The following is an 18,397-nucleotide window of genomic DNA, read 5'->3' as shown; positions in this document are numbered from 1 at the left end:
CGCTTCGGCCGTGTCGGCAGGAACTCGAAACAGGCTTTCGCATGGGCTTTGCGGCCGTCGCGCACCGGAGGCCGTAACGGGTGCGAATGCGCTGAAATTGCAGGGAAAAAGTGCGCCGCCCGCAAACCGGTTGCAAATCACTGGCGTCAGACGAAACTGACGTCCCGGGCCGAAACTGGAAAAAGGCCCGGCCATTCACGCCGATTGTGTCCAATTGTCATGCGGACAGCTGAGATTGAAACGCATCAGGCGGGCAACGGTTCCCCCGGGATTTGTGCCCGGTTCAGCTGTGGGCGAAAATGTCGGTCTCTTCCCAGCCCATGAGATCGAGCTTGGCGCGGGTTGGCAGAAACTCGAAGCAGGCTTTCGCATGGGCCTCGCGGCCGTCGCGCTTGAGCCGCTCGGTCAGTTTCTCGGTCAGCGCATGCAGGTGCAGCACATCGGAGGCGGCATAGTCGAGCTGCGCCGGGGTCAGCGTCTCGGCGGCCCAGTCGGAAGATTGCTGCTGCTTGGACAGGTCGATCTCGAGCAGCTCCTTCGTCACGTCCTTGAGCCCGTGACGGTCGGTGTAGGTGCGGGTCAGCCGTGAGGCGATCTTGGTGCAGAACACCGGCGCGGCGGTCACGCCAAAGGCATTGTAGAGCACGGCGATGTCGAAACGGCCGTAGTGAAACAGCTTGCGCTTCTTCCGGTCTTTCATGAGCGCAACCAGGTTGGGCGCCCGATTCTGACCGCTGGCGATCTGGATCACGTCCGCGCTTCCGTCGCCCGGCGACAGCTGCACCACGCACAGCCGGTCGCGGCGCGGCACCAGCCCAAGCGTCTCGGTATCGATCGCAATGTCGCCCGTGTAGCGCGCCATTGCCTCATCGGAAAGATCGCCCTTGTGGGTGCGGATTTCGGCCATTTCAACTGTTCCTGTTTCGTCGCTGGCTGGCTATAGCGCGAGGATAGGCCGGTAGGCAACAAAACGGCCGGGCAAGAGCCCGGCCGCATGGTCTTCAGATCAGCGATACCGCCGGATAACTGCCTCAATAAGGGCAGTTGTTGTCCGACATGTAGTCGTGAACGGTGATCTTGCCGGCAATGATGTCGGCCTTGGCGGCTTCGACGGCGGCCTTCATTTCGTCGCTGACGAGACTGGCGTTGTTGTCATCCATCGCGTAATCGACGCCGTTCTCGGCGAGGCCGAGCGAGCTGAAGCCGTAGCTGAAGCCGTCATTCTTGGCGTCCATGAAGGCGTTGTAGACGGCCACGTCGACGCGCTTGAGCATCGAGGTCAGAACCTTGCCCGGCTGCAGGCCGTTCTGGTTCGAATCGACGCCGATGCCGAGCTTGCCGGCGTCAGCTGCTGCCTGAAGCACACCGATGCCGGTGCCGCCGGCTGCCGCGTAGACAACGTCGGAGCCCTGGTCGATCTGCGACTTGGCGATCTCGCCGCCCTTGACCGGATCGTTCCAGGCTTCCGGCGTGGTGCCGGTCATGGCTTCGAGAACCTTGGCGTCTGCATTGGTGGCCATGACGCCGCCCTTGTAGCCGCAGGCGAACTTGCGGATCAGCGGGATGTCCATGCCGCCGATGAAGCTGACCGTGCCGGTTTGCGAGGCCTTGGCGGCCATCACGCCGACGAGGTAGGAACCTTCCTGTTCCTTGTAGACCACCGAACGGACATTCGGCTGGTCAACGACCATGTCGATGATCGCGAAATCGGTGTCGGGATATTCGGCGGCGACCTTTTCAAGTGCGGCAGCCCAGGAGAAACCGGCCATGACGATCGGGTTGTTGCCATCCTTGGCAAAGCGGCGGAGCGCCTGCTCGCGCTGGGCGTCATTGGCGATTTCGAAATCCCGGTAGTCGATCCCGGTCTCGGTCTTGAACTTCTCGGCGCCGGTGTAGGCGGCCTCGTTGAAGGATTTGTCGAACTTGCCGCCGAGGTCGTAGATGATTGCCGGCTTGATGTCGGCGGCCATGGCGGTCGCCGACATGGCGGCCATAGCGAGGAAGCTCAAAAGCGTGCGTTTCATGATGTGCAGCCCTGTAGGTTACTTGTTGATCTTTATTGTTCCTCCCGCATGCCCTTTCGGGCAGACCTGCGGAATATGCCGGCCGCGCGCAGCCGGAAGGGCTTATCCTTGCATGGCTTTTGTGAAAAATCCAACGCCGATTTGCGTCGGCCGCAGATAACCTAAACCGGTACTGCGTCAGCCTGGCAATCGCCGCGCCCCAGGCCTGTGGCCGCAAGCAGGCCCAGCCTTCAAGAAGAAGCCGGCCCGGCCTTCGGGTGGAGGCAGACCCGGCCTTCAGGCGGAAGTGGGAAAGCGCACGCCCGTGCCCTTCAGGCCCGACCGTGCGGCAGGATTGCGCTGCGCATGTTGCTGGTGGCTGGCTTCGGCGTAGTAGAACGCCTGCATCGGGGCGATCTCGGTAACGATCTTGCCGGTATGCCCGGCTGACTTGAGCGCCGCCTGGTAGGCGTCGCGTGCGGCTTTCGCCTGCTCGGCCTGTGCCTGCGTGGTGGTGAACACCGCCGAGCGGAAGAAGGTGCCGATATCATCGCTCTGGCGCATCACCTGGGTCGGATCGTGCCGTTCGAAGAACAGCTCCAGCAGGCTCTCATAGGCCAGTGTTTCGGGATCAAAGACCACCATCACCGTCTGGGTGTGGCCGGTGAGGCTGGAGAGCACTTCCTGGTAGGTCGGGTTGGGCGTCAGCCCCCCGGCATAGCCTGCGGCTGTCACATGAACGCCCGGCAGCGACCAGAACAGCGGTTCGGCGCGGGAAAAACGGCCCATGGCAAAATAGGCCACTTCGCAGCCCGGGGGAAACGGCGGCTTCAATGCCTGACCGTTGACGCCGTGACGGGCGGTTGTCTCGATTGCTTCGCTGCGTCCGGCCAGCGCTTCCGCAGCCGTCGGCATCGTCGTCTTGCGCTGAAACATCTCGACCAGGAACATGGTTCACCTCTTCATCTTCACGCGCCCGCCATAGGTCCGGCTCGTGCTTGGGCTCATTGTTGCAGCCGCGCCGGCAACGCCGCAAATCTTCGCTGAGCGCTCCTGCGGCGCTGTGCGGCTGGCGGCCCCCCGGCGCTCAGGCTGCAAACCGGCCCGCCGGTTTCGCGCGCCGGTAGCCCGCCAGGTAAAACAGCAGCGACACCGCCAGGAAGACCGCGCTGGCCGGCTGCGCCAGCACCCAGGCAAGCCCCGTATCCCAGGCCGGGCCCGGCAGGTACTGGGCGACCAGGCCTTCAACGAAACCGAGCGTGTCGGGGCTGCTGGCGCTCCAGGCTTCGATCAGCGGTGTCAGCACCAGTTCGCTCGCGGCCACAGACTGGATCGCGTCGACCAGCCCGGCCAGCACTGCGAACACCAGGAAAATCAAGCTCAGCACACGCGCGACAAATCGCATCTCATCCTCCGCTCGGGCAGCCTGCCGGATCTGCACTCCGCACCGGCATCACCGCCCAGACCCGTGACATAGAGGCCCCAAAACCTTCATGCAATGACAAGTTTGCTTGCGCCGGCGCGCAGCCAGGCAAGAATGTCGGCGCCACGGCCAAATAGCGGTTGCCAAGCAAGGCGTCTTGGCTATAGTGCCGCCCGATCCGGACCGGGAATTTCTGATGCGTCGCCATCGGAAACCGCGCCAGGGCAACCGCCTTGACAGCGGACGGCATGGCCGGGTACTTGCCCGTCGGACGGATATGCGGAGAGGTGGCCGAGTGGTCGAAGGCGCACGCCTGGAAAGTGTGTAGGCGGGGAACCGTCTCGAGGGTTCGAATCCCTCTCTCTCCGCCATTTTCGCTCACGGTACATTTGCTTCGCTGATAGCCGCCGCGGACGCGCGCTGGCCGCGCGTCACCCCGCCGGGTGTAGGGGTGACGGCACGATCGAAGCGTTGGCTTCGAGCATCGATTGCCCTTTGCAGTGTCGGCCTTGGCGATCTTGCCTGCTTCATCATCTGGAAACCGTCACCATCGTCGGCGAGCAGCTTTCTCGCGGCATCCCTATGAGCGCGTGCCTGGGCGAGCGAGACATCCGGCCAGGCGCCAAACGCCAGCTGCTTCTGCTTGCCCCCGTAGCGATAGACCATTCGCCAAAGCTTGCTGCCATTCGGATTGACGACGAGCAGCAGGCCGCCGCCGTCCCCGTGCTTGATTGGTTTCTCGCCCGGTTTGAGTCCACGAATCCTGGTGTCAGTGAGTGGCATGTGATGGCATCCGACTCGATAGCGTGAGGGCATGGTTGCTGCGATGCCATCAAATTCTCTGGGTGCCATCACATGTCGATGTACGGTGAAGGACGTGAAGTCTGCAAAAACCAACAAAAAAACCCCGCTTTCGCGGGGTTCTCGGATTCTCCGGGACGTTCCGGAACAAAGAATTGGTGCCCAGAAGAGGACTCGAACCTCCACACCGTTGCCAGTACCAGCACCTGAAGCTGGCGCGTCTACCAATTCCGCCATCTGGGCATGCGGGCCGATTTAGGGGTTGCGCGCGGTCGTGTCAACGCCTGAATGCGCAGCCGTCTCATTAATTTCGCTTTTGTTTCTGCCTCGGGACGGATCGGGGCCTTTGTGATGGTTTTGCGCTCCCGATGGAGCGGCAGGATGGCGGGTCCGGCCCCGCGGAAGGTCGCGAATGCCACCGCAGTCTGTTCGCGCCCCGAAATGTCGCGCCGCCCGGCTTTTCAAACGCCGGCGGGCTGACTAAGGATTTTCGATGGATTCCGAAACCGCCGTCTCCGCCGCAAAAATCACGTCCCCGCTGCCAGGTGCTGCGGACGCGCGCAACGGCGTGCTCCTGGTGTTCGGCGCGGCGCTGGTCTGGAGTTTCGGCGGCGCCATCGCCCGTGCGCTGGAGGTCGATGACCCCTGGACCATCATCGCCTGGCGGTCATTCTTCGCGGCCCTGTTCCTGCTGGGCTTCATGCTCTGGCGCGACGGGCCGGCGGGCACCATCCGCCTGTTTCGCACCATGGGCCTGCCGGGCGTTGCGGTGGCGGTGTGCTTTGCCACAGCGTCGATCTCCTTCGTGGTGGCGCTCGGCTACACCAGTGTCGCCAACATCCTCTTGATGCAGGCCGGCGTGCCGCTGATCGCGGCGCTTCTGGGGGTGGTCTTCCTGCGCGAGGCGGTCGACCGCGTCACCTGGGGCGCAATTCTGGCGGTGATTGCCGGCATCGGCGTCATGGTGTCCGATTCCTTCGCCGCCAACGTGTCCTTCATCGGCGACGGGTTGGCGCTGGTCATCGCGGTGGTGTTTGCAGCCGCCACGGTCATCACCCGGCGCTTCTCCGGCGTAAGGATGACCCCGGCTGTCTGCCTCGGGGTGATCATCGGCACCGTGGTCGGTGTGGCGCTGTCATCGGGTCTGATCGTCAGCGTCCGCGACTATGGCCTGCTGTTCCTGTTCGGCGCCTTCAACCTCGGCCTTGGCATGGCGATGTTCGCCACCGGCGCTCGGCTGATCCCGTCGGCGCTGGCGGCGCTGATTTCCACCATGGAGCCGGTTTTCGGGCCGATCTGGGTCTGGCTGATCCATGCCGAGGTGCCGGCCCCCAGGACGCTTTTGGGCGGGGGTATGGTGTTCGCAGCACTGGTCGGCCACATTCTCTGGCAATGGCATATGAGCCGCCGCACGGCGCTGCCGCTGCCGAATTGAGAAGTCCGGCAGCAGGTCTTCTGGAGAGCGGAACGCTCGCGGGTGCTTTCAGGCCGGGATCCTGCTGTCAGCGCTGATCCTGAGCCCCGGAATCAATGGCCCCGGAATCAATGGCCCGGGAATCAAAGGCCCCGGAATCAGTCGCCGATCTTCAGGGCCTCGATGAAGGCTTCCTGCGGGATCTCGACCTTGCCGAACTGGCGCATCCGCTTCTTGCCGGCCTTCTGTTTGTCCAAGAGCTTGCGCTTGCGGGTGGCGTCGCCGCCATAGCACTTGGCGGTCACGTCCTTGCGCATTGCCGAAATGGTTTCGCGCGCCACCACCCGGCCGCCGATGGCCGCCTGGATCGGGATCTTGAACATGTGCCGGGGAATAAGGTCCTTGAGCTTCTCGCACATGACGCGGCCGCGTTTTTCCGCTGCCGAGCGGTGCACCAGCATCGACAGCGCGTCGACCGGCTCCTCGTTGACCAGGATCGACATCCGCACCAGGTCGCCCGCCTCATGGCCGGTGATCTGGTAGTCGAAACTGGCATAGCCCTTGGTGATCGATTTCAGCCTGTCGTAGAAATCGAACACCACCTCGTTGAGCGGCAACTGGTAGGTCACCATCGCGCGCTTGCCGACATAGGAAAGGTCGGTCTGGATGCCGCGGCGGTCCTGGCACAGTTTCAGGATCGGTCCGAGATAATCGTCCGGCGTCAGGATCGTCGCCTTGATCCACGGCTCCTCGATGCTGGCGATCTTCACCACGTCCGGCATGTCGGCCGGATTGTGCAGCTCGATCACGTCGCCATTGGTCATGTTCATCCGGTAGACCACCGACGGAGCCGTGGCGATCAGGTCGAGATTGAACTCGCGTTCCAGCCGCTCCTGGATGATTTCCAGGTGCAGGAGCCCGAGGAAGCCGCAACGGAAGCCGAAACCGAGCGCTGCCGAGGTTTCCATTTCGAACGAGAACGATGCGTCGTTGAGCCTGAGCTTACCCATCGCCGCGCGCAGATCCTCGAAATCGGCCGCATCGACGGGGAACAATCCGCAAAACACCACCGGCTGCGCCGGCTTGAAGCCGGGCAGGGCCTGAGCTGTTGGCCGCCGCTCCTCGGTGATCGTGTCACCGACGCGGGTATCGGCCACTTCCTTGATCGAGGCGGTGATGAAGCCGATTTCCCCCGGGCCAAGGGTTTCTGTGGCCACCAGCTTCGGCGTGATCACGCCGATCCGCTCCACCGTGTAGCGGGCGTCGGTCCCCATCAGCCGGATCTGCTGGCCCTTCTTCATCTCGCCGTCGATCACCCGCACCAGCACGATCACGCCGAGATAGGTGTCGTACCAGCTGTCGACCAGCATGGCCTTGAGCGGATCCTTGACGCTGCCGCCCTTGGGTGGAGGCAGCCGCGTGACGATCGCCTCCAGCACATCCGGTATGCCGATGCCTGTCTTGGCCGAAATCATCACGGCATCGGAGGCATCAAGCCCGATGACTTCCTCGATCTGTTCCTTGATGCGGTCGGGCTCGGCCGCCGGCAGGTCGATCTTGTTGAGCACCGGCACGATCTCGTGGTCTGCGTCGAGCGCCGCGTAGACATTGGCCAGCGTCTGCGCTTCCACGCCCTGGGATGCGTCCACCACCAGCAGGGAGCCTTCGCAGGCCCTGAGCGAGCGTGACACTTCATAGGCGAAGTCGACATGGCCCGGCGTGTCGATCAGGTTGAGGACATACATCTCCCCATCCTTGGCCTTGTAGTGCAATCGCACGGTCTGGGCCTTGATGGTGATGCCCCGCTCCTTCTCGATGTCCATGGAATCGAGAACCTGCTGGCTCATCTCCCGGTCGGCCAGGCCGCCGCAGGTCTGGATCAGCCGGTCGGCGAGCGTCGACTTGCCGTGGTCGATATGCGCGACAATCGAGAAATTGCGAATATGGGAAAGGGGCGTGTTTGTCATAGCTCGCGATTTAGCAGGACTGCGGAAAAAGGCAATCGAGGATAATGCCTGCGGCATTCCGATCTTCAGCGGCATCGCGCTCAATGGTGGAAACCGCTCCATGGCGGATCTGCGTCCGGGGAGGGCCTGCGGACTTGTTCTGGTCCGGATCAATCCGCTGATCGCGGGCGCTTCCGCCAATGCCCTGATCGCTGCAGCAGAGAAGCTCGCTACCCTGCTGCGCGCCGCAATGGCAGCCCGGTAGCTTCGGATTTAGTTACTTGAAACGCGCCCTGTCATCCCTTAATGGAAGCGGTGAGAAATTGATCGTTGCAAAGCAGCTTGTGCCTGTCGGCCGGCTCGCCGCGCCAGTCAATAGCCAAATAATGTAACATCACCCGACAATGTTTCGATCAGTGATCAGCAACGGCGGCGTATCGATGTACGGGAGTTGATTTATTGGATCTTTTGTCTGGCAAGATTTCGATTATTGGTCTGGGCTACGTCGGGCTGCCGCTGGCTGTTGAGTTTGGCAAGCATCGCCAGGTGCTTGGCTTTGACGTCAACAAGGCCCGGATTTCGGAACTCAAGTCGGGACGTGACAGCACGCGCGAAGTCGAGCCGGAGGAACTGGCGCAGGCTTCAGATCTTTCGTTCTCGTCCGACCCGGCCGATCTCCACGATTCGACGATCTTCATCGTAACGGTGCCGACCCCGATCGATGAGGCCAACCGCCCGGATCTCTCGGCCCTGCAGAAGGCAAGCCGGACCATTGGCGAAGCGCTCAAGGTCGGCGATGTCGTCATCTATGAATCGACTGTTTTCCCCGGCGCCACCGAAGAGGTTTGCGTCCCGGTGCTGGAAGAAGCCAGCGGTCTGAAGTTCAATGTCGACTTCTTCTGCGGCTACAGCCCCGAGCGCATCAATCCGGGCGACAAGGAAAACACCCTGACCAAGATCCGCAAGATCACGTCGGGCAGCACGCCTGAAGCAGCCGATGCCGTGGATGCGCTTTACGCCTCCATCATCAAGGCAGGCACCTGGAAGGCCAGTTCGATCCGGGTTGCAGAGGCTGCCAAGGTGATCGAGAACAGCCAGCGCGATCTCAACATCGCCTTTGTCAACGAGCTGTCGGTGGTCTTTGACAGGATGAACATCGACACTCTTGAGGTGCTCGAGGCGGCCGGGAGCAAATGGAACTTCCTGCCCTTCCGCCCGGGCATGGTCGGTGGACACTGCATCGGCGTCGACCCCTATTACCTCACCCACAAGGCCGAGATGCTGGGCTATCATCCCCAGGTCATCCTCGCCGGGCGCAGGATCAATGACAACATGGCGCGCTATGCCGCACGCTCGGTGGTGCGCCGCATGCTGCAGAACGGGATCGACGTATCCCGCAGCACCGTCGGCGTGCTCGGCCTGACCTTCAAGGAAAACTGCCCCGATATCCGCAATTCCAAGGTCGTCGATCTCATTCGCGAACTCGAGAGCTGGAATGTGAAGGTTGTGGTGTGTGATCCCTGGGCGCTGCCCGAGGAGGTCAAGCACGAATACGGCTATGACCTGTCCGAACTGTCTCCCGATGCGCCGGTCGACAGCCTTGTCGTGGCCGTCGGTCACAACGAGTACCGCCAGCTCGACCCGGCCGTTCTGCGGTCTTATTGCCGTCCCTCCGCAACACCTGTGATCGCGGATCTGAAGAGCCTCTACGATCGCACGCTTCTCGCTGACCAGGGCTTCAGCGTATTCCGTCTTTAGGATTTGACCATGAAGAATTTCGCGCTGATCGGGGCCGCCGGTTACATTGCACCCCGCCACATGCGGGCCATCAAGGACACCGGAAACCGTCTCTCGGTCGCCTACGACATCAATGATTCCGTCGGTGTGATCGACAGCATTTCGCCGCAGAGCGAATTCTTCACCGAGTTCGAACGCTTCCAGGAGCATGCGCATGTCCTGAAGCGTGATCCGGCCACAAGGCTCGATTATGTCGGCGTGTGCAGCCCGAACTATCTCCACCACGCCCACATTGCGGCCGGCCTGCGCCTGGGATGCGATGTGATCTGCGAGAAGCCTCTGGTTCCGACTTCGGAGCTTCTGGATGAGCTGGCTCTGGTGGAACGCGAAACCGGACAGCGGGTCTTCAACATCCTGCAGCTGCGTCATCACGCAGCCATCCTGAAGCTGCGCGAAAAGGTCGCCGCCGCGCCCGCGGACAAGAAATTCGACGTGGATCTGACCTACATCACCAGCCGCGGCAAATGGTACATGGAAAGCTGGAAGGGCGACCCGCGCAAGTCGTTTGGCGTGGCGACCAATATCGGCGTGCATTTCTACGACATGCTGCACTTCATTTTCGGCGACCTGCAGCAGAACGTCGTCCACTATGCCTCCGACAGCAAGGCCGCCGGCTATCTCGAATACGAGCGCGCCCGGGTGATCTGGTTCCTGTCGATCGATGCCGACGATCTTCCAGATGATGTGAAGGGCAAGAAGCCGACCTACCGCAACATCGATATCAGCGGCGAGCAGCTCGAGTTCTCCGAAGGCTTCACCGATCTTCACACGGTCAGCTACGAGGAAATTCTGGCGGGCCGCGGCTACGGGCTGTCTGACGCCCGTCACTGCATCGAGACGGTGGAGGAAATCCGCACCGCCCCGATCCGGCAGGGTGGATCCGCTGTTCACCCGTTTGTGGCACGCTTGCGGTGAGTGTCCAGATCCATCCCAGCGCCATCGTCGACGAAGGCGCCCAGATTGGCGAGGGATCGCGGGTCTGGCATTTCGTGCATGTCTGCAGCGGCGCGGTCATCGGCCGCGGCGTTTCGTTGGGCCAGAACGTGTTCGTCGCCAACCGGACCGTGATCGGTGACAGGTGCAAGATCCAGAACAATGTTTCGGTCTATGAGAACGTCACCCTCGAAGAGGGGGTGTTCTGCGGCCCGAGCATGGTGTTCACCAATGTCTACAATCCGCGCTCGCTGATCGAGCGCAAGAACGAGTACCGCGACACCAGGGTTGGCCGCGGCGCGACGCTGGGCGCCAATTGCACCATTGTCTGCGGCACCACGATCGGCGCCTATGCGTTTGTCGGGGCAGGAGCGGTGATCAATCGCGATGTTCCCGACTATGCCCTGATGGTTGGCGTTCCGGGGCGGCAGGTCGGCTGGATGAGCGAGTTCGGCGAACGGCTGGATCTGCCCCTGACCGGAGCCGGGCGGACGGTCTGTCCCCACACGGGCGATACATATGTCTTGCAAGACGGCCGGGTTCAAAAGGTGTAAGGGCAGGAAAATGCAGTTCATTGATCTCAAGACCCAGTACCAGCTTCTGAAATCCGAGATCGACGCGGGCATCCACCGTGTGCTCGAGCATGGCCAGTACATTCTCGGACCCGAGGTCGCCGAACTCGAGGAAAAGCTCGCGGCCTATGTCGGGGCAAAGCACTGCATTACCGTCGCCAATGGCACCGATGCGCTTCAGATTGCCCAGATGGCGCTCGGAATTGCGCCGGGCGACGAGGTCATCACCCCGGGTTTCACCTACATCGCCACCGCGGAAACCGTGGCGCTGCTGGGCGCCAAGCCGGTCTATGTCGACGTAGACCCCCGCACCTACAATCTCGATCCCGCGGCTCTCGAGGCGGCCATCACGCCGCGCACCAGGGCGATCATCCCGGTCAGCCTCTATGGCCAGTGCGCGGATTTCGACGCCATCAACGAGATCGCAGCCCGTCACGGCCTGCCGGTAATCGAGGATGCGGCGCAGAGTTTCGGCGCCGCCTACAAGGGCCGCAAGAGCTGCAATCTCAGCCTGATCGCCTGCGCCAGTTTCTTCCCCTCAAAGCCTCTGGGCTGCTACGGCGATGGCGGTGCGATTTTCACCAGTGACGACGAACTGGCCAAAATCATTCGGCAGATCGCCCGCCATGGCCAGGACCGCCGCTATCACCACATCCGCGTCGGCGTGAACAGCCGTCTCGACACGATCCAGGCCGCGGTGCTGCTGCCCAAGCTCGCCCGGCTCGACGCGGAGCTCGCCGCTCGTCAGGCCGTGGCTGAACGCTATGACAGCCTTCTGGGCGATGCCGGCGTGACCACGACCCCGTTTGTCGAGAGCTTCAACCAGAGCGCCTGGGCGCAGTACACCATCCGCACGCCCGACCGCGAGGCCGTCCAGGAAAGCCTGAAACAGGCGGGCGTGCCCACCGCCGTCCACTACCCGATCCCGCTCAACCAGCAGCCCGCCGTCGCCGATCCCGATGCCCGCCTGCCGACCGGTGACCAGGTTGCAAGCGAGGTGATGAGCCTGCCCATGGGCCCGTACCTCACCGAAGAAGACCAGAACCAGGTCGTCACCGCGGTCCGCACCGCGCTGAAGGGATGATGGGTTTAGGGGCTCTTGAGGTTCGCTGGAAAGCGCAACCGGTTTCCGCATTATTCGTCTATTCAGAGTGAAATGAAGCTGCATCGAACCATGCAATCAAACATCCGATATGGGTGTAGGGGCATTCTTCTCTACTTGGATTTGTTCAAGGCTGGAAGAAAATTGCGTGAGTCTGGTCCGCAGTTAAACAGTAAATCAACGGAGGAAACTGCGTTCAAGAATCCGCCGTGCAATTGAGGGTACTCTACCAGGTTTTCATAGCCGAACCATTCAATGCGAATTCCAGCTTTCTCAAATTCACTTTCATCGAGGTAGTGCTTCGCAGCTGGTCCGGTGATATACACATCACAGTCCACCGAGCGGCACAAATCAACAAGCCGAGTTGTTTTTCCCGGTGAGGAATTGTGGTCCCAGCACCAAGTCATTTTCGTTTCAATACCGAGATAGCGGTTGATAGCTGACAAGAAAGATCTGTTGATCAAGGACAGGCTTGTCTGACCGGACATGTACAACGGTTCAAGAAGGTCGGCGACTTCCGCGAAATACGGTGCCTTGCGATAGCTCTCGCTCAATCTGTTCCAGTGATCCGCACCCCAACAAGGATCTGAGGCTACAACATCGCAGATCAGGCTGTGAATTCTGTTCTTCTTGGGGACCGGTATTGTTAGCCATTTTGGCCCTCCGGAGGTCCGGATAACATTGCGATTACGCCAATCGCCCGGGCTGAACTGAACGTCGTCGTATAAGATGAACTCGTCAACCGACGCGATCATGTCGAGATAGCCACGCCATGGAATGTAAGCTGACTGCAGGATCGCTGCTTTGCGTGTCATTCGCCGTTACCGCCAATTGAAGGTGCCTGAGCACTTGGCATATCCGAGCTGGTCGTTACAGGCTGGGATAAGCCGGTATTCTTCGGTGCGTAAAGTGTGCCGGTGAAACCCATATACGGAACAGGCACTGTAGCTATGGGGGTGTATTTGTCCGGAAAGTCGAGTCCGAATTTCGACAAGATTGTATTGGGATGCCGGCGTTCATAGGTTTCAGTCTGAAATACCCAAGCTTGCTGCAAGGATTGTTCCGAAAGACCGCCGATCATCCGATCAAACATGGCTCCGGAGCCGGGATAACCGCTGAACAGCCATGGGGTTCCGGGGATCCGCGCACCTATTTGAAAAGCAACCATCGGAGTCCGTCCGGTCAGATCGATCAGGACGGGTCTTTCCGGAAGCTGCGCGATTTGAATGCGAGCGTCTCGGAGCCCGTTGTAAAATTCAGCTTGCTCTGGGGACTCTCTGAAGCCTTCGTCAAAAGGGCCGACGCGCGCGATGGAATTTAGAGAAGACAGGGGAGCGCTCAATCGATAGGGCTCATGCTCTATTACGGCACCTGCGCCGTATAGAGACAACCCAAGCAACGCCAAAGCGGGTGACGTCAACAAGGTGGCATGCAGTCGGTCTGTTGCAGAAATTACGGCCGCAATCGCCGCAAACGGGAATCCCAAAGCACCTACGACCTGAAAGTACCAAGCATTTCCGGTTCCGTAGACATAAATGAAAGAACAGAGAGACATTACTCCCCAAACTAATATTGCGTTCTTCCTACTATTTTGGGGGAGGACGAGACCGAACCCAGATAGCGCAACCGTCAACACCAAACATGCGTTCATCAAACCGGAAAACGGCTCGAGATGGCCCGACCAGACTACAAGCCCTATAAAAACAAGCGAGAGAAATGCCGTCCCCCACAAACGCGCTGTCGGGCTCAGTCCAAGCACTGCTGAGCTGCGGTTTGAAATCAAAACAATTAATCCTGCGCCGATGATCGGAGGATACCAGGCATCAAACAGGGCAACCGATGCCAGATCTTCGATATAGCTGACAGCCTTGTCGGCAAAGTTCAGCGTCGAGGCAGTCAGCAGGCCGCTCAATTCGGCACCGCCATACATCATGCCCAGGGCCCTTACGGGACTCGTACCTGCGAAGTTCATCAGCAGAAGTGGAAACAACATTCCTAATAAGGATGCTGATCCAAGGGTGATAAAAAGCCGGAACGTCATGATATGCTTGGTTGAGAACAGGAAAGCAACGAGCATCAAGGGACCCAACAGAGCCGCACTAGTGATCTTTACCAGTGCGATCGAAGCCATGCTCGCCCCGAGTAGAGCCGTCGGCAAAACAATGTTCCATCGCCCCATAGCTGACCCAAGCGTCTCAGAATGGCGCATTAACATAAAAAAGGCCGCGCTGGCACAGGCGATGAATCCCAAATTCATCGAGTTGTACGACGGATCTACAAGCCAATTGTAGAAATATGTTAAGGAGCCCGCCACACCAATGGAGATGCAGAGAAACCTATCCGACCAAGACGGCCTTTCGGTCCGAACGAGGTTGAGAATTGCAATACTTAGAACTGTGAAGCTTGCCACCACAAAAGTAAGGTTCAGATAACGGTTGGCTAGGATCCCTCGAAAGGGGGAAATACTGTCCCAAAGTGGACCGAACAGCGTTGCCTGTACAAGAATCTCTTGATGCTGCGAATAGCTAAGTATGTAGTAGGCCCCGTCCGAAACGTCGACGCCAACATTCAGCTGCGTGGCTACAAACAGCAGTGAGGAAATTGCCAATCCGATCGCAGCCGCGCATTGGATCATGCTGAACGCGCCACATGTGCTAATTCGCAGCATGGTCAACCAGCCTGGTCCGGCTCACTTGGTCTTTCATAATGCCACCACCACTGGTTTTCGAGATACCAATTGACAGTCTGTGTAAGGCCGGTTTCAAAATTGTGTCGAGGCGCCCAGCCCAGTTCGGAGGTCAATCGGGATGCATCGACGGCATATCGCAAATCGTGTCCAGGGCGATCAGTGACAAAAGTTATAAGTTCGCGGTAGCTCTTTCCATCCATCGGCTTAAGTTGATCAAGGTGCTCGCAGATGCGCTCGACGACACTTAGGTTGTTCCGCTCATTGCCGCCTCCGACATTGTAACGCTCGCCTGGCCTGCCTTTGCGCAGGATAAGATCCAGTGCTGCGACGTGGTCATCCACATGAAGCCAATCCCTTATATTTGTTCCCTTGCCATAGACCGGAAGTGTTTCCTGTCCCAGGGCTCTGGTAATCATGTGCGGGATTAGTTTTTCAATGTTTTGAAAGGGGCCATAATTGTTCGAGCAATTGGTAATGAGAACTGGCAATCCGTAGGTACGATGCCAGCTTGAAACCATAAAATCACTGGCCGCCTTGGAGGCGGAGTAAGGCGACGATGGATTATAGGGTGTTGATTCATGGAACAGGCTACCATCATCTTCAAGGTCTCCATAAACCTCGTCGGTGGACACATGAAGAAACCGAAAGTCCGAGTTGGATCCCTGGGATCGCCAGTGCTCAAGAGCGGCGTTGAGCAGATTAACGGTCCCGACAACGTTGGTTTGAACAAATACGTCTGTATCAGCTATTGAGCGATCCACATGGCTTTCCGCAGCCAGATGTAGCACTGCATCGGGTTTGAACCCATCAAAGATCTCTAGCATGCGAGTACGATTGCAAATGTCGACCCGTTCGAAACGATAATTAGTCATATGCTCGATGCCGCGCAGATTGTTGGTATTGGCTGCATAGGTCAGTTTGTCGACATTGCAGACCACGTGACCCGCCTGTACAAAATTACGACATACCGCCGATCCGATGAAGCCAGCTCCCCCGGTTACAATCAGACGCTTCGGATCAACAGTAGGTTTCATTTGGCAATCTCGTTCAATACATCAACAACCGCTGCGCTGACGAGATCGACGGTCTGCGCATCGATATCAAAAAACATCGGCAGCCGAACCAACCGGCTGGCGGTATCCTCGGTGATGGGACAACCATGCGGGGTCTTGCCAAATTTCAGCCCGGCGGGTGAGGAGTGGAGCGGCACATAGTGAAATGTGCATTGGATCCCACGCGTCTTCATCGCCTCCAGAAAGGCTGGCCGCCTTTCGGCATTTGGCAGTAAAAGGTGAAAAATGTGACCATTAAGCACCGCATCTTCTGAAACTTGCTCCGGCAGTCCGAGCCCAGGAAATGCAGCAGATTGGAAGTTCGACCGATAACGCCCCCAAGCCGCAAGCCGGGAGGTTGTAACTTTGGCAGTGGCGCCGATTTGACTGTAAAGAAACGCTGCGACGAGCTCCGAAGGCAGGTAGGATGAGCCGAGGTCTACCCAGCTGTATTTGTCTGCCCGACCTTGCAGAAAGCTTTGACGGTTAGTGCCCTTCTCCCGCAATATTGCCGCCCTGTCCTCATATCGGGGGTCATTCACAATAAGTGCGCCACCTTCGCCGGAAACGATGTTCTTTGTCTCATGAAAACTAAGTGCCGACAGTGGTGACTGGGTTCCCGCTGGCTTGCCTTTGTAAGTCGAACCCATTGCCTGCGCGGCGTCTTCAACAACAGCTATTCCGTTGGCCGCGGCAATTGAGTTGATCTTGTCCATATCCGCCGGGCGGCCTGCATAGTGGACGACCATAATCGCCTTCGTCGCCGGATTGATCAGAGGTTCAATCTTTTCGGCGTCAATGTTCATTGTACCAGGCTCGACATCGGCGAAAATGGGCGTGGCACCGCGTAGCACAACGGCGTTGGCGGTTGATGTAAATGTAAAGGAAGGCATGATGACTTCATCGCCCGGCCCGAGATCGAGCAGCAACATCGCCATTTCGAGCGCAGCGGTGCAGGAATGCGTCAGAAACGCCTTGCTGCAACTGAAGTGGCGCTGCAGCATTTTCTCGCACAGTCCGGTGAAATGCCCATCACCGCTCAAATCAAGGCGGGCAATTGCATCGGAAATCGTCTCCAGCTCCGATCCGGTGATGAGCGGTTTGTTGAAGGGAATCTCAACCATACTGATGTACCTGATTTACAAGCTCCATCAGCGCCTCACCATACGAGGACTGCTTTTGGCTTTCGGCAAGAGCAGATAATTGGTCTACATCAATCAATCCATGCCGGAAGGCGAGCTCTTCAGGGGATGATACCAGCAAACCCTGCCGGTCCTGCAGGGTCTTAACAAATTCACCTGCCTGATGAAGGCTTTCATGCGTCCCAGCATCAAGCCAAGCAAAGCCGCGGTGAAGGGTTTCGACGTTCAGGTTGCCGTCGTCAAGATACCTTTGAAGTATCGAAATGATCTCGATCTCGCCTCGCTTGGAAGGAAGCACCTCGTCGGCGAAATCGCAAGCCTTGTGATCTAGAAAGTAAAGACCTGTGGCGGCCCAGCGCGAGCGCGGCTTTTCAGGCTTTTCTTCGATCGACACTGGCCGCTGGTTCGAATCGAGTTCCACTACCCCAAATCGAGTCGGATCTCTGACAAGACTGGTGAAAATTGTTGCTCCTGAATTTCCGGCCGCGCGTTCGAGAAGACTCTTAAGCCCATGACCGAAGAAAATGTTGTCCCCCAAGATTAATACACTTGGCGCTCCATCTAAAAATGCGCGCCCGATTCGGTAGGCATCAGCCAACCCGCGCGGCTTGTCCTGGACCGCATAGTTGAAGTCCATGCCCCATTGCGAGCCATCGCCGAGCAACCTCTTGAACGCGCTGGCGTCATCCGGTGTCGTTATAAAAAGGACTTCGCGCACTCCGGACATGATCAAGGTGGCGATTGGATAATAGATCAGCGGTTTGTCGAAGACCGGCAGCAACTGTTTGGATACGCCAAGCGTTAGCGGGTGAAGCCTACTCCCCGAGCCTCCTGCAAGCACAATACCCTTTCGGGATGCCTTGTGTCGGCCAACTTGTGACATGCTCATGTTCGTTACCCAGTTCCAACTCAAATCTACTCAAATCATGCAGCCGCATACGCAGGTAAGGTCAGCGCCTCAATGCGGTTCACAGGATAGAACCAAGATTATTGCAAGAGGCTTGTATAGGGAAAAAGCACCTGTCGACAATGTCGAACTTGCAGTATTTCAGAATCCGAATTTGCGACCTTCCGTCTCCGCACGATGCATGCCTGAGCTTTCGTATTCAAGTCAGCCAAGAGTTTTGCTAAATGGTCTCCAAGAGAGCCATCTTTTGCGCTTTCGCGACATTGGCGCAAGATTCTGCGAATGCGCGTCCTCGCTGTTCAGGAAACGTGGATAGGAGCACCCTAATTGAAATGATCACATCCCACTCAAGACATGGGTGATGGATCATGATGGTTAGCAGGCCAAGTTGACTGACATTAGGCCAACGTTGTCCATATATAACCGTTGGCAAGGCTATGAAGCGAAAAGGTTGCGCATCACAGCCTTGATCTCGAAGAGCGATCCATCTAGACGGACCGAGTTCGAAAACATGGCTGGTCGAAGCGATCTACCACTGTCCGGATGTACGGGCCTATTGCACTTCGCATGGTTTTCCGGATAAGCGCGGAGCGCAACGCTGAAGTCTGGATGGTTT

Annotated in this window: 17 protein-coding genes and 2 tRNA genes; 7 read left to right on the top strand and 12 right to left on the bottom strand. The window is 58.8% G+C overall.

Annotated elements, in window-relative coordinates; genetic code table 11:
• Positions 1 to 283: 283 nt before the first annotated feature.
• The 4 genes from SPHINGO391_RS21925 to SPHINGO391_RS21910 all read right to left on the bottom strand — a co-directional run bounded on the left by SPHINGO391_RS21925 (position 284) and on the right by SPHINGO391_RS21910 (position 3,408).
• Positions 284 to 907: a ribonuclease D gene (locus SPHINGO391_RS21925; RefSeq protein WP_152010832.1), complete on the bottom strand. Its 624-nt coding sequence runs from the start codon at positions 905 to 907 to the stop codon at positions 284 to 286.
• A gap of 124 nt (positions 908 to 1,031) precedes the next feature.
• Positions 1,032 to 2,024, bottom strand: a complete 993-nt coding sequence (locus SPHINGO391_RS21920; RefSeq protein WP_152010831.1) for a BMP family ABC transporter substrate-binding protein — start codon at positions 2,022 to 2,024, stop codon at positions 1,032 to 1,034.
• A gap of 276 nt (positions 2,025 to 2,300) precedes the next feature.
• Entirely contained in the window at positions 2,301 to 2,954 is a 654-nt protein-coding gene (gene msrA, locus SPHINGO391_RS21915) for a peptide-methionine (S)-S-oxide reductase MsrA (RefSeq protein ID WP_152010830.1), read from the bottom strand.
• A 136-nt stretch (positions 2,955 to 3,090) separates the two neighbouring features.
• Positions 3,091 to 3,408: a hypothetical protein gene (locus tag SPHINGO391_RS21910; RefSeq protein WP_152010829.1), complete on the bottom strand. Its 318-nt coding sequence runs from the start codon at positions 3,406 to 3,408 to the stop codon at positions 3,091 to 3,093.
• Positions 3,409 to 3,707: 299 nt separating this feature from the next.
• Between SPHINGO391_RS21910 and SPHINGO391_RS21905 the strand changes: the two genes are divergently transcribed.
• Positions 3,708 to 3,797 (top strand) — tRNA-Ser (locus SPHINGO391_RS21905).
• A 7-nt stretch (positions 3,798 to 3,804) separates the two neighbouring features.
• Here the strand turns inward: SPHINGO391_RS21905 and SPHINGO391_RS21900 are convergent.
• Together SPHINGO391_RS21900 and SPHINGO391_RS21895 are read right to left on the bottom strand one after the other, a co-directional pair.
• Entirely contained in the window at positions 3,805 to 4,209 is a 405-nt protein-coding gene (locus SPHINGO391_RS21900; protein WP_193217375.1) for an Arm DNA-binding domain-containing protein, read from the bottom strand.
• Between the two features lie 174 nt (positions 4,210 to 4,383).
• A tRNA-Leu gene (locus SPHINGO391_RS21895) sits at positions 4,384 to 4,470 on the bottom strand.
• Positions 4,471 to 4,720: 250 nt separating this feature from the next.
• On the opposite strand from SPHINGO391_RS21895, the gene SPHINGO391_RS21890 reads away from it, so the two are divergent.
• Positions 4,721 to 5,662 carry a DMT family transporter gene (locus SPHINGO391_RS21890; protein ID WP_152010827.1) on the top strand — a complete coding sequence of 314 codons (942 nt, stop codon included), beginning with the start codon at positions 4,721 to 4,723 and terminating at the stop codon, positions 5,660 to 5,662.
• Between the two features lie 137 nt (positions 5,663 to 5,799).
• Here the strand turns inward: SPHINGO391_RS21890 and lepA are convergent, their stop codons facing one another.
• A complete protein-coding gene (gene lepA / locus SPHINGO391_RS21885; RefSeq protein WP_152010826.1) occupies positions 5,800 to 7,608 on the bottom strand; it encodes a translation elongation factor 4 in 1,809 nt (602 codons plus the stop codon).
• Between lepA and SPHINGO391_RS21880 the strand changes: the two genes are divergently transcribed.
• The 5 genes from SPHINGO391_RS21880 to SPHINGO391_RS21860 all read left to right on the top strand — a co-directional run bounded on the left by SPHINGO391_RS21880 (position 7,598) and on the right by SPHINGO391_RS21860 (position 11,973).
• Positions 7,598 to 7,852 carry a hypothetical protein gene (locus SPHINGO391_RS21880; protein ID WP_152010825.1) on the top strand — a complete coding sequence of 85 codons (255 nt, stop codon included), beginning with the start codon at positions 7,598 to 7,600 and terminating at the stop codon, positions 7,850 to 7,852. The two genes, lepA and SPHINGO391_RS21880, sit on opposite strands and share 11 nt — an antisense overlap.
• A 194-nt stretch (positions 7,853 to 8,046) precedes the next feature.
• Entirely contained in the window at positions 8,047 to 9,345 is a 1,299-nt protein-coding gene (locus SPHINGO391_RS21875; RefSeq protein ID WP_152010824.1) for a nucleotide sugar dehydrogenase, read from the top strand.
• Between the two features lie 9 nt (positions 9,346 to 9,354).
• A complete protein-coding gene (locus SPHINGO391_RS21870; RefSeq protein WP_152010823.1) occupies positions 9,355 to 10,299 on the top strand; it encodes a Gfo/Idh/MocA family oxidoreductase in 945 nt (314 codons plus the stop codon).
• On the top strand, positions 10,296 to 10,871 hold the full coding sequence (locus tag SPHINGO391_RS21865) for an acyltransferase (protein WP_152010822.1): 576 nt from the start codon (positions 10,296 to 10,298) through the stop codon (positions 10,869 to 10,871). Before SPHINGO391_RS21870 ends, SPHINGO391_RS21865 begins: the two co-directional genes overlap by 4 nt.
• A 10-nt stretch (positions 10,872 to 10,881) precedes the next feature.
• Positions 10,882 to 11,973, top strand: a complete 1,092-nt coding sequence (locus SPHINGO391_RS21860; RefSeq protein ID WP_152010821.1) for a DegT/DnrJ/EryC1/StrS family aminotransferase — start codon at positions 10,882 to 10,884, stop codon at positions 11,971 to 11,973.
• Positions 11,974 to 12,104: 131 nt separating this feature from the next.
• Here the strand turns inward: SPHINGO391_RS21860 and SPHINGO391_RS21855 are convergent, their stop codons facing one another.
• Genes SPHINGO391_RS21855 through rfbA form a run of 5 tightly spaced genes read right to left on the bottom strand, consistent with a single transcriptional unit; the run spans position 12,105 to position 17,763 of the window.
• The gene (locus SPHINGO391_RS21855; protein WP_152010820.1) at positions 12,105 to 12,806 is read right to left on the bottom strand and encodes a WbqC family protein; all 702 of its coding nucleotides are present in this window, start codon (positions 12,804 to 12,806) and stop codon (positions 12,105 to 12,107) included.
• A complete protein-coding gene (locus tag SPHINGO391_RS21850; protein ID WP_152010819.1) occupies positions 12,803 to 14,665 on the bottom strand; it encodes a hypothetical protein in 1,863 nt (620 codons plus the stop codon). Before SPHINGO391_RS21850 ends, SPHINGO391_RS21855 begins: the two co-directional genes overlap by 4 nt.
• The gene (gene rfbB / locus SPHINGO391_RS21845; RefSeq protein WP_152010818.1) at positions 14,662 to 15,714 is read right to left on the bottom strand and encodes a dTDP-glucose 4,6-dehydratase; all 1,053 of its coding nucleotides are present in this window, start codon (positions 15,712 to 15,714) and stop codon (positions 14,662 to 14,664) included. The genes SPHINGO391_RS21850 and rfbB overlap by 4 nt, the downstream gene beginning before the upstream one ends.
• Positions 15,711 to 16,856 carry a dTDP-4-amino-4,6-dideoxygalactose transaminase gene (gene rffA, locus SPHINGO391_RS21840; RefSeq protein WP_152010817.1) on the bottom strand — a complete coding sequence of 382 codons (1,146 nt, stop codon included), beginning with the start codon at positions 16,854 to 16,856 and terminating at the stop codon, positions 15,711 to 15,713. The genes rfbB and rffA overlap by 4 nt, the downstream gene beginning before the upstream one ends.
• Complete coding sequence (gene rfbA / locus SPHINGO391_RS21835) at positions 16,849 to 17,763, bottom strand: glucose-1-phosphate thymidylyltransferase RfbA (protein WP_343200341.1); 915 nt, start codon at positions 17,761 to 17,763, stop codon at positions 16,849 to 16,851. Before rfbA ends, rffA begins: the two co-directional genes overlap by 8 nt.
• Between the last annotated feature and the right edge of the window lie 634 nt (positions 17,764 to 18,397).

It is taken from the genome of Hoeflea sp. EC-HK425 (assembly GCF_902498795.1).
GTDB lineage: Bacteria > Pseudomonadota > Alphaproteobacteria > Rhizobiales > Rhizobiaceae > Hoeflea > Hoeflea alexandrii.
Note: the sequence above shows the minus strand (reverse complement) of the source record. Positions and strands in the feature narration are given on the sequence as shown.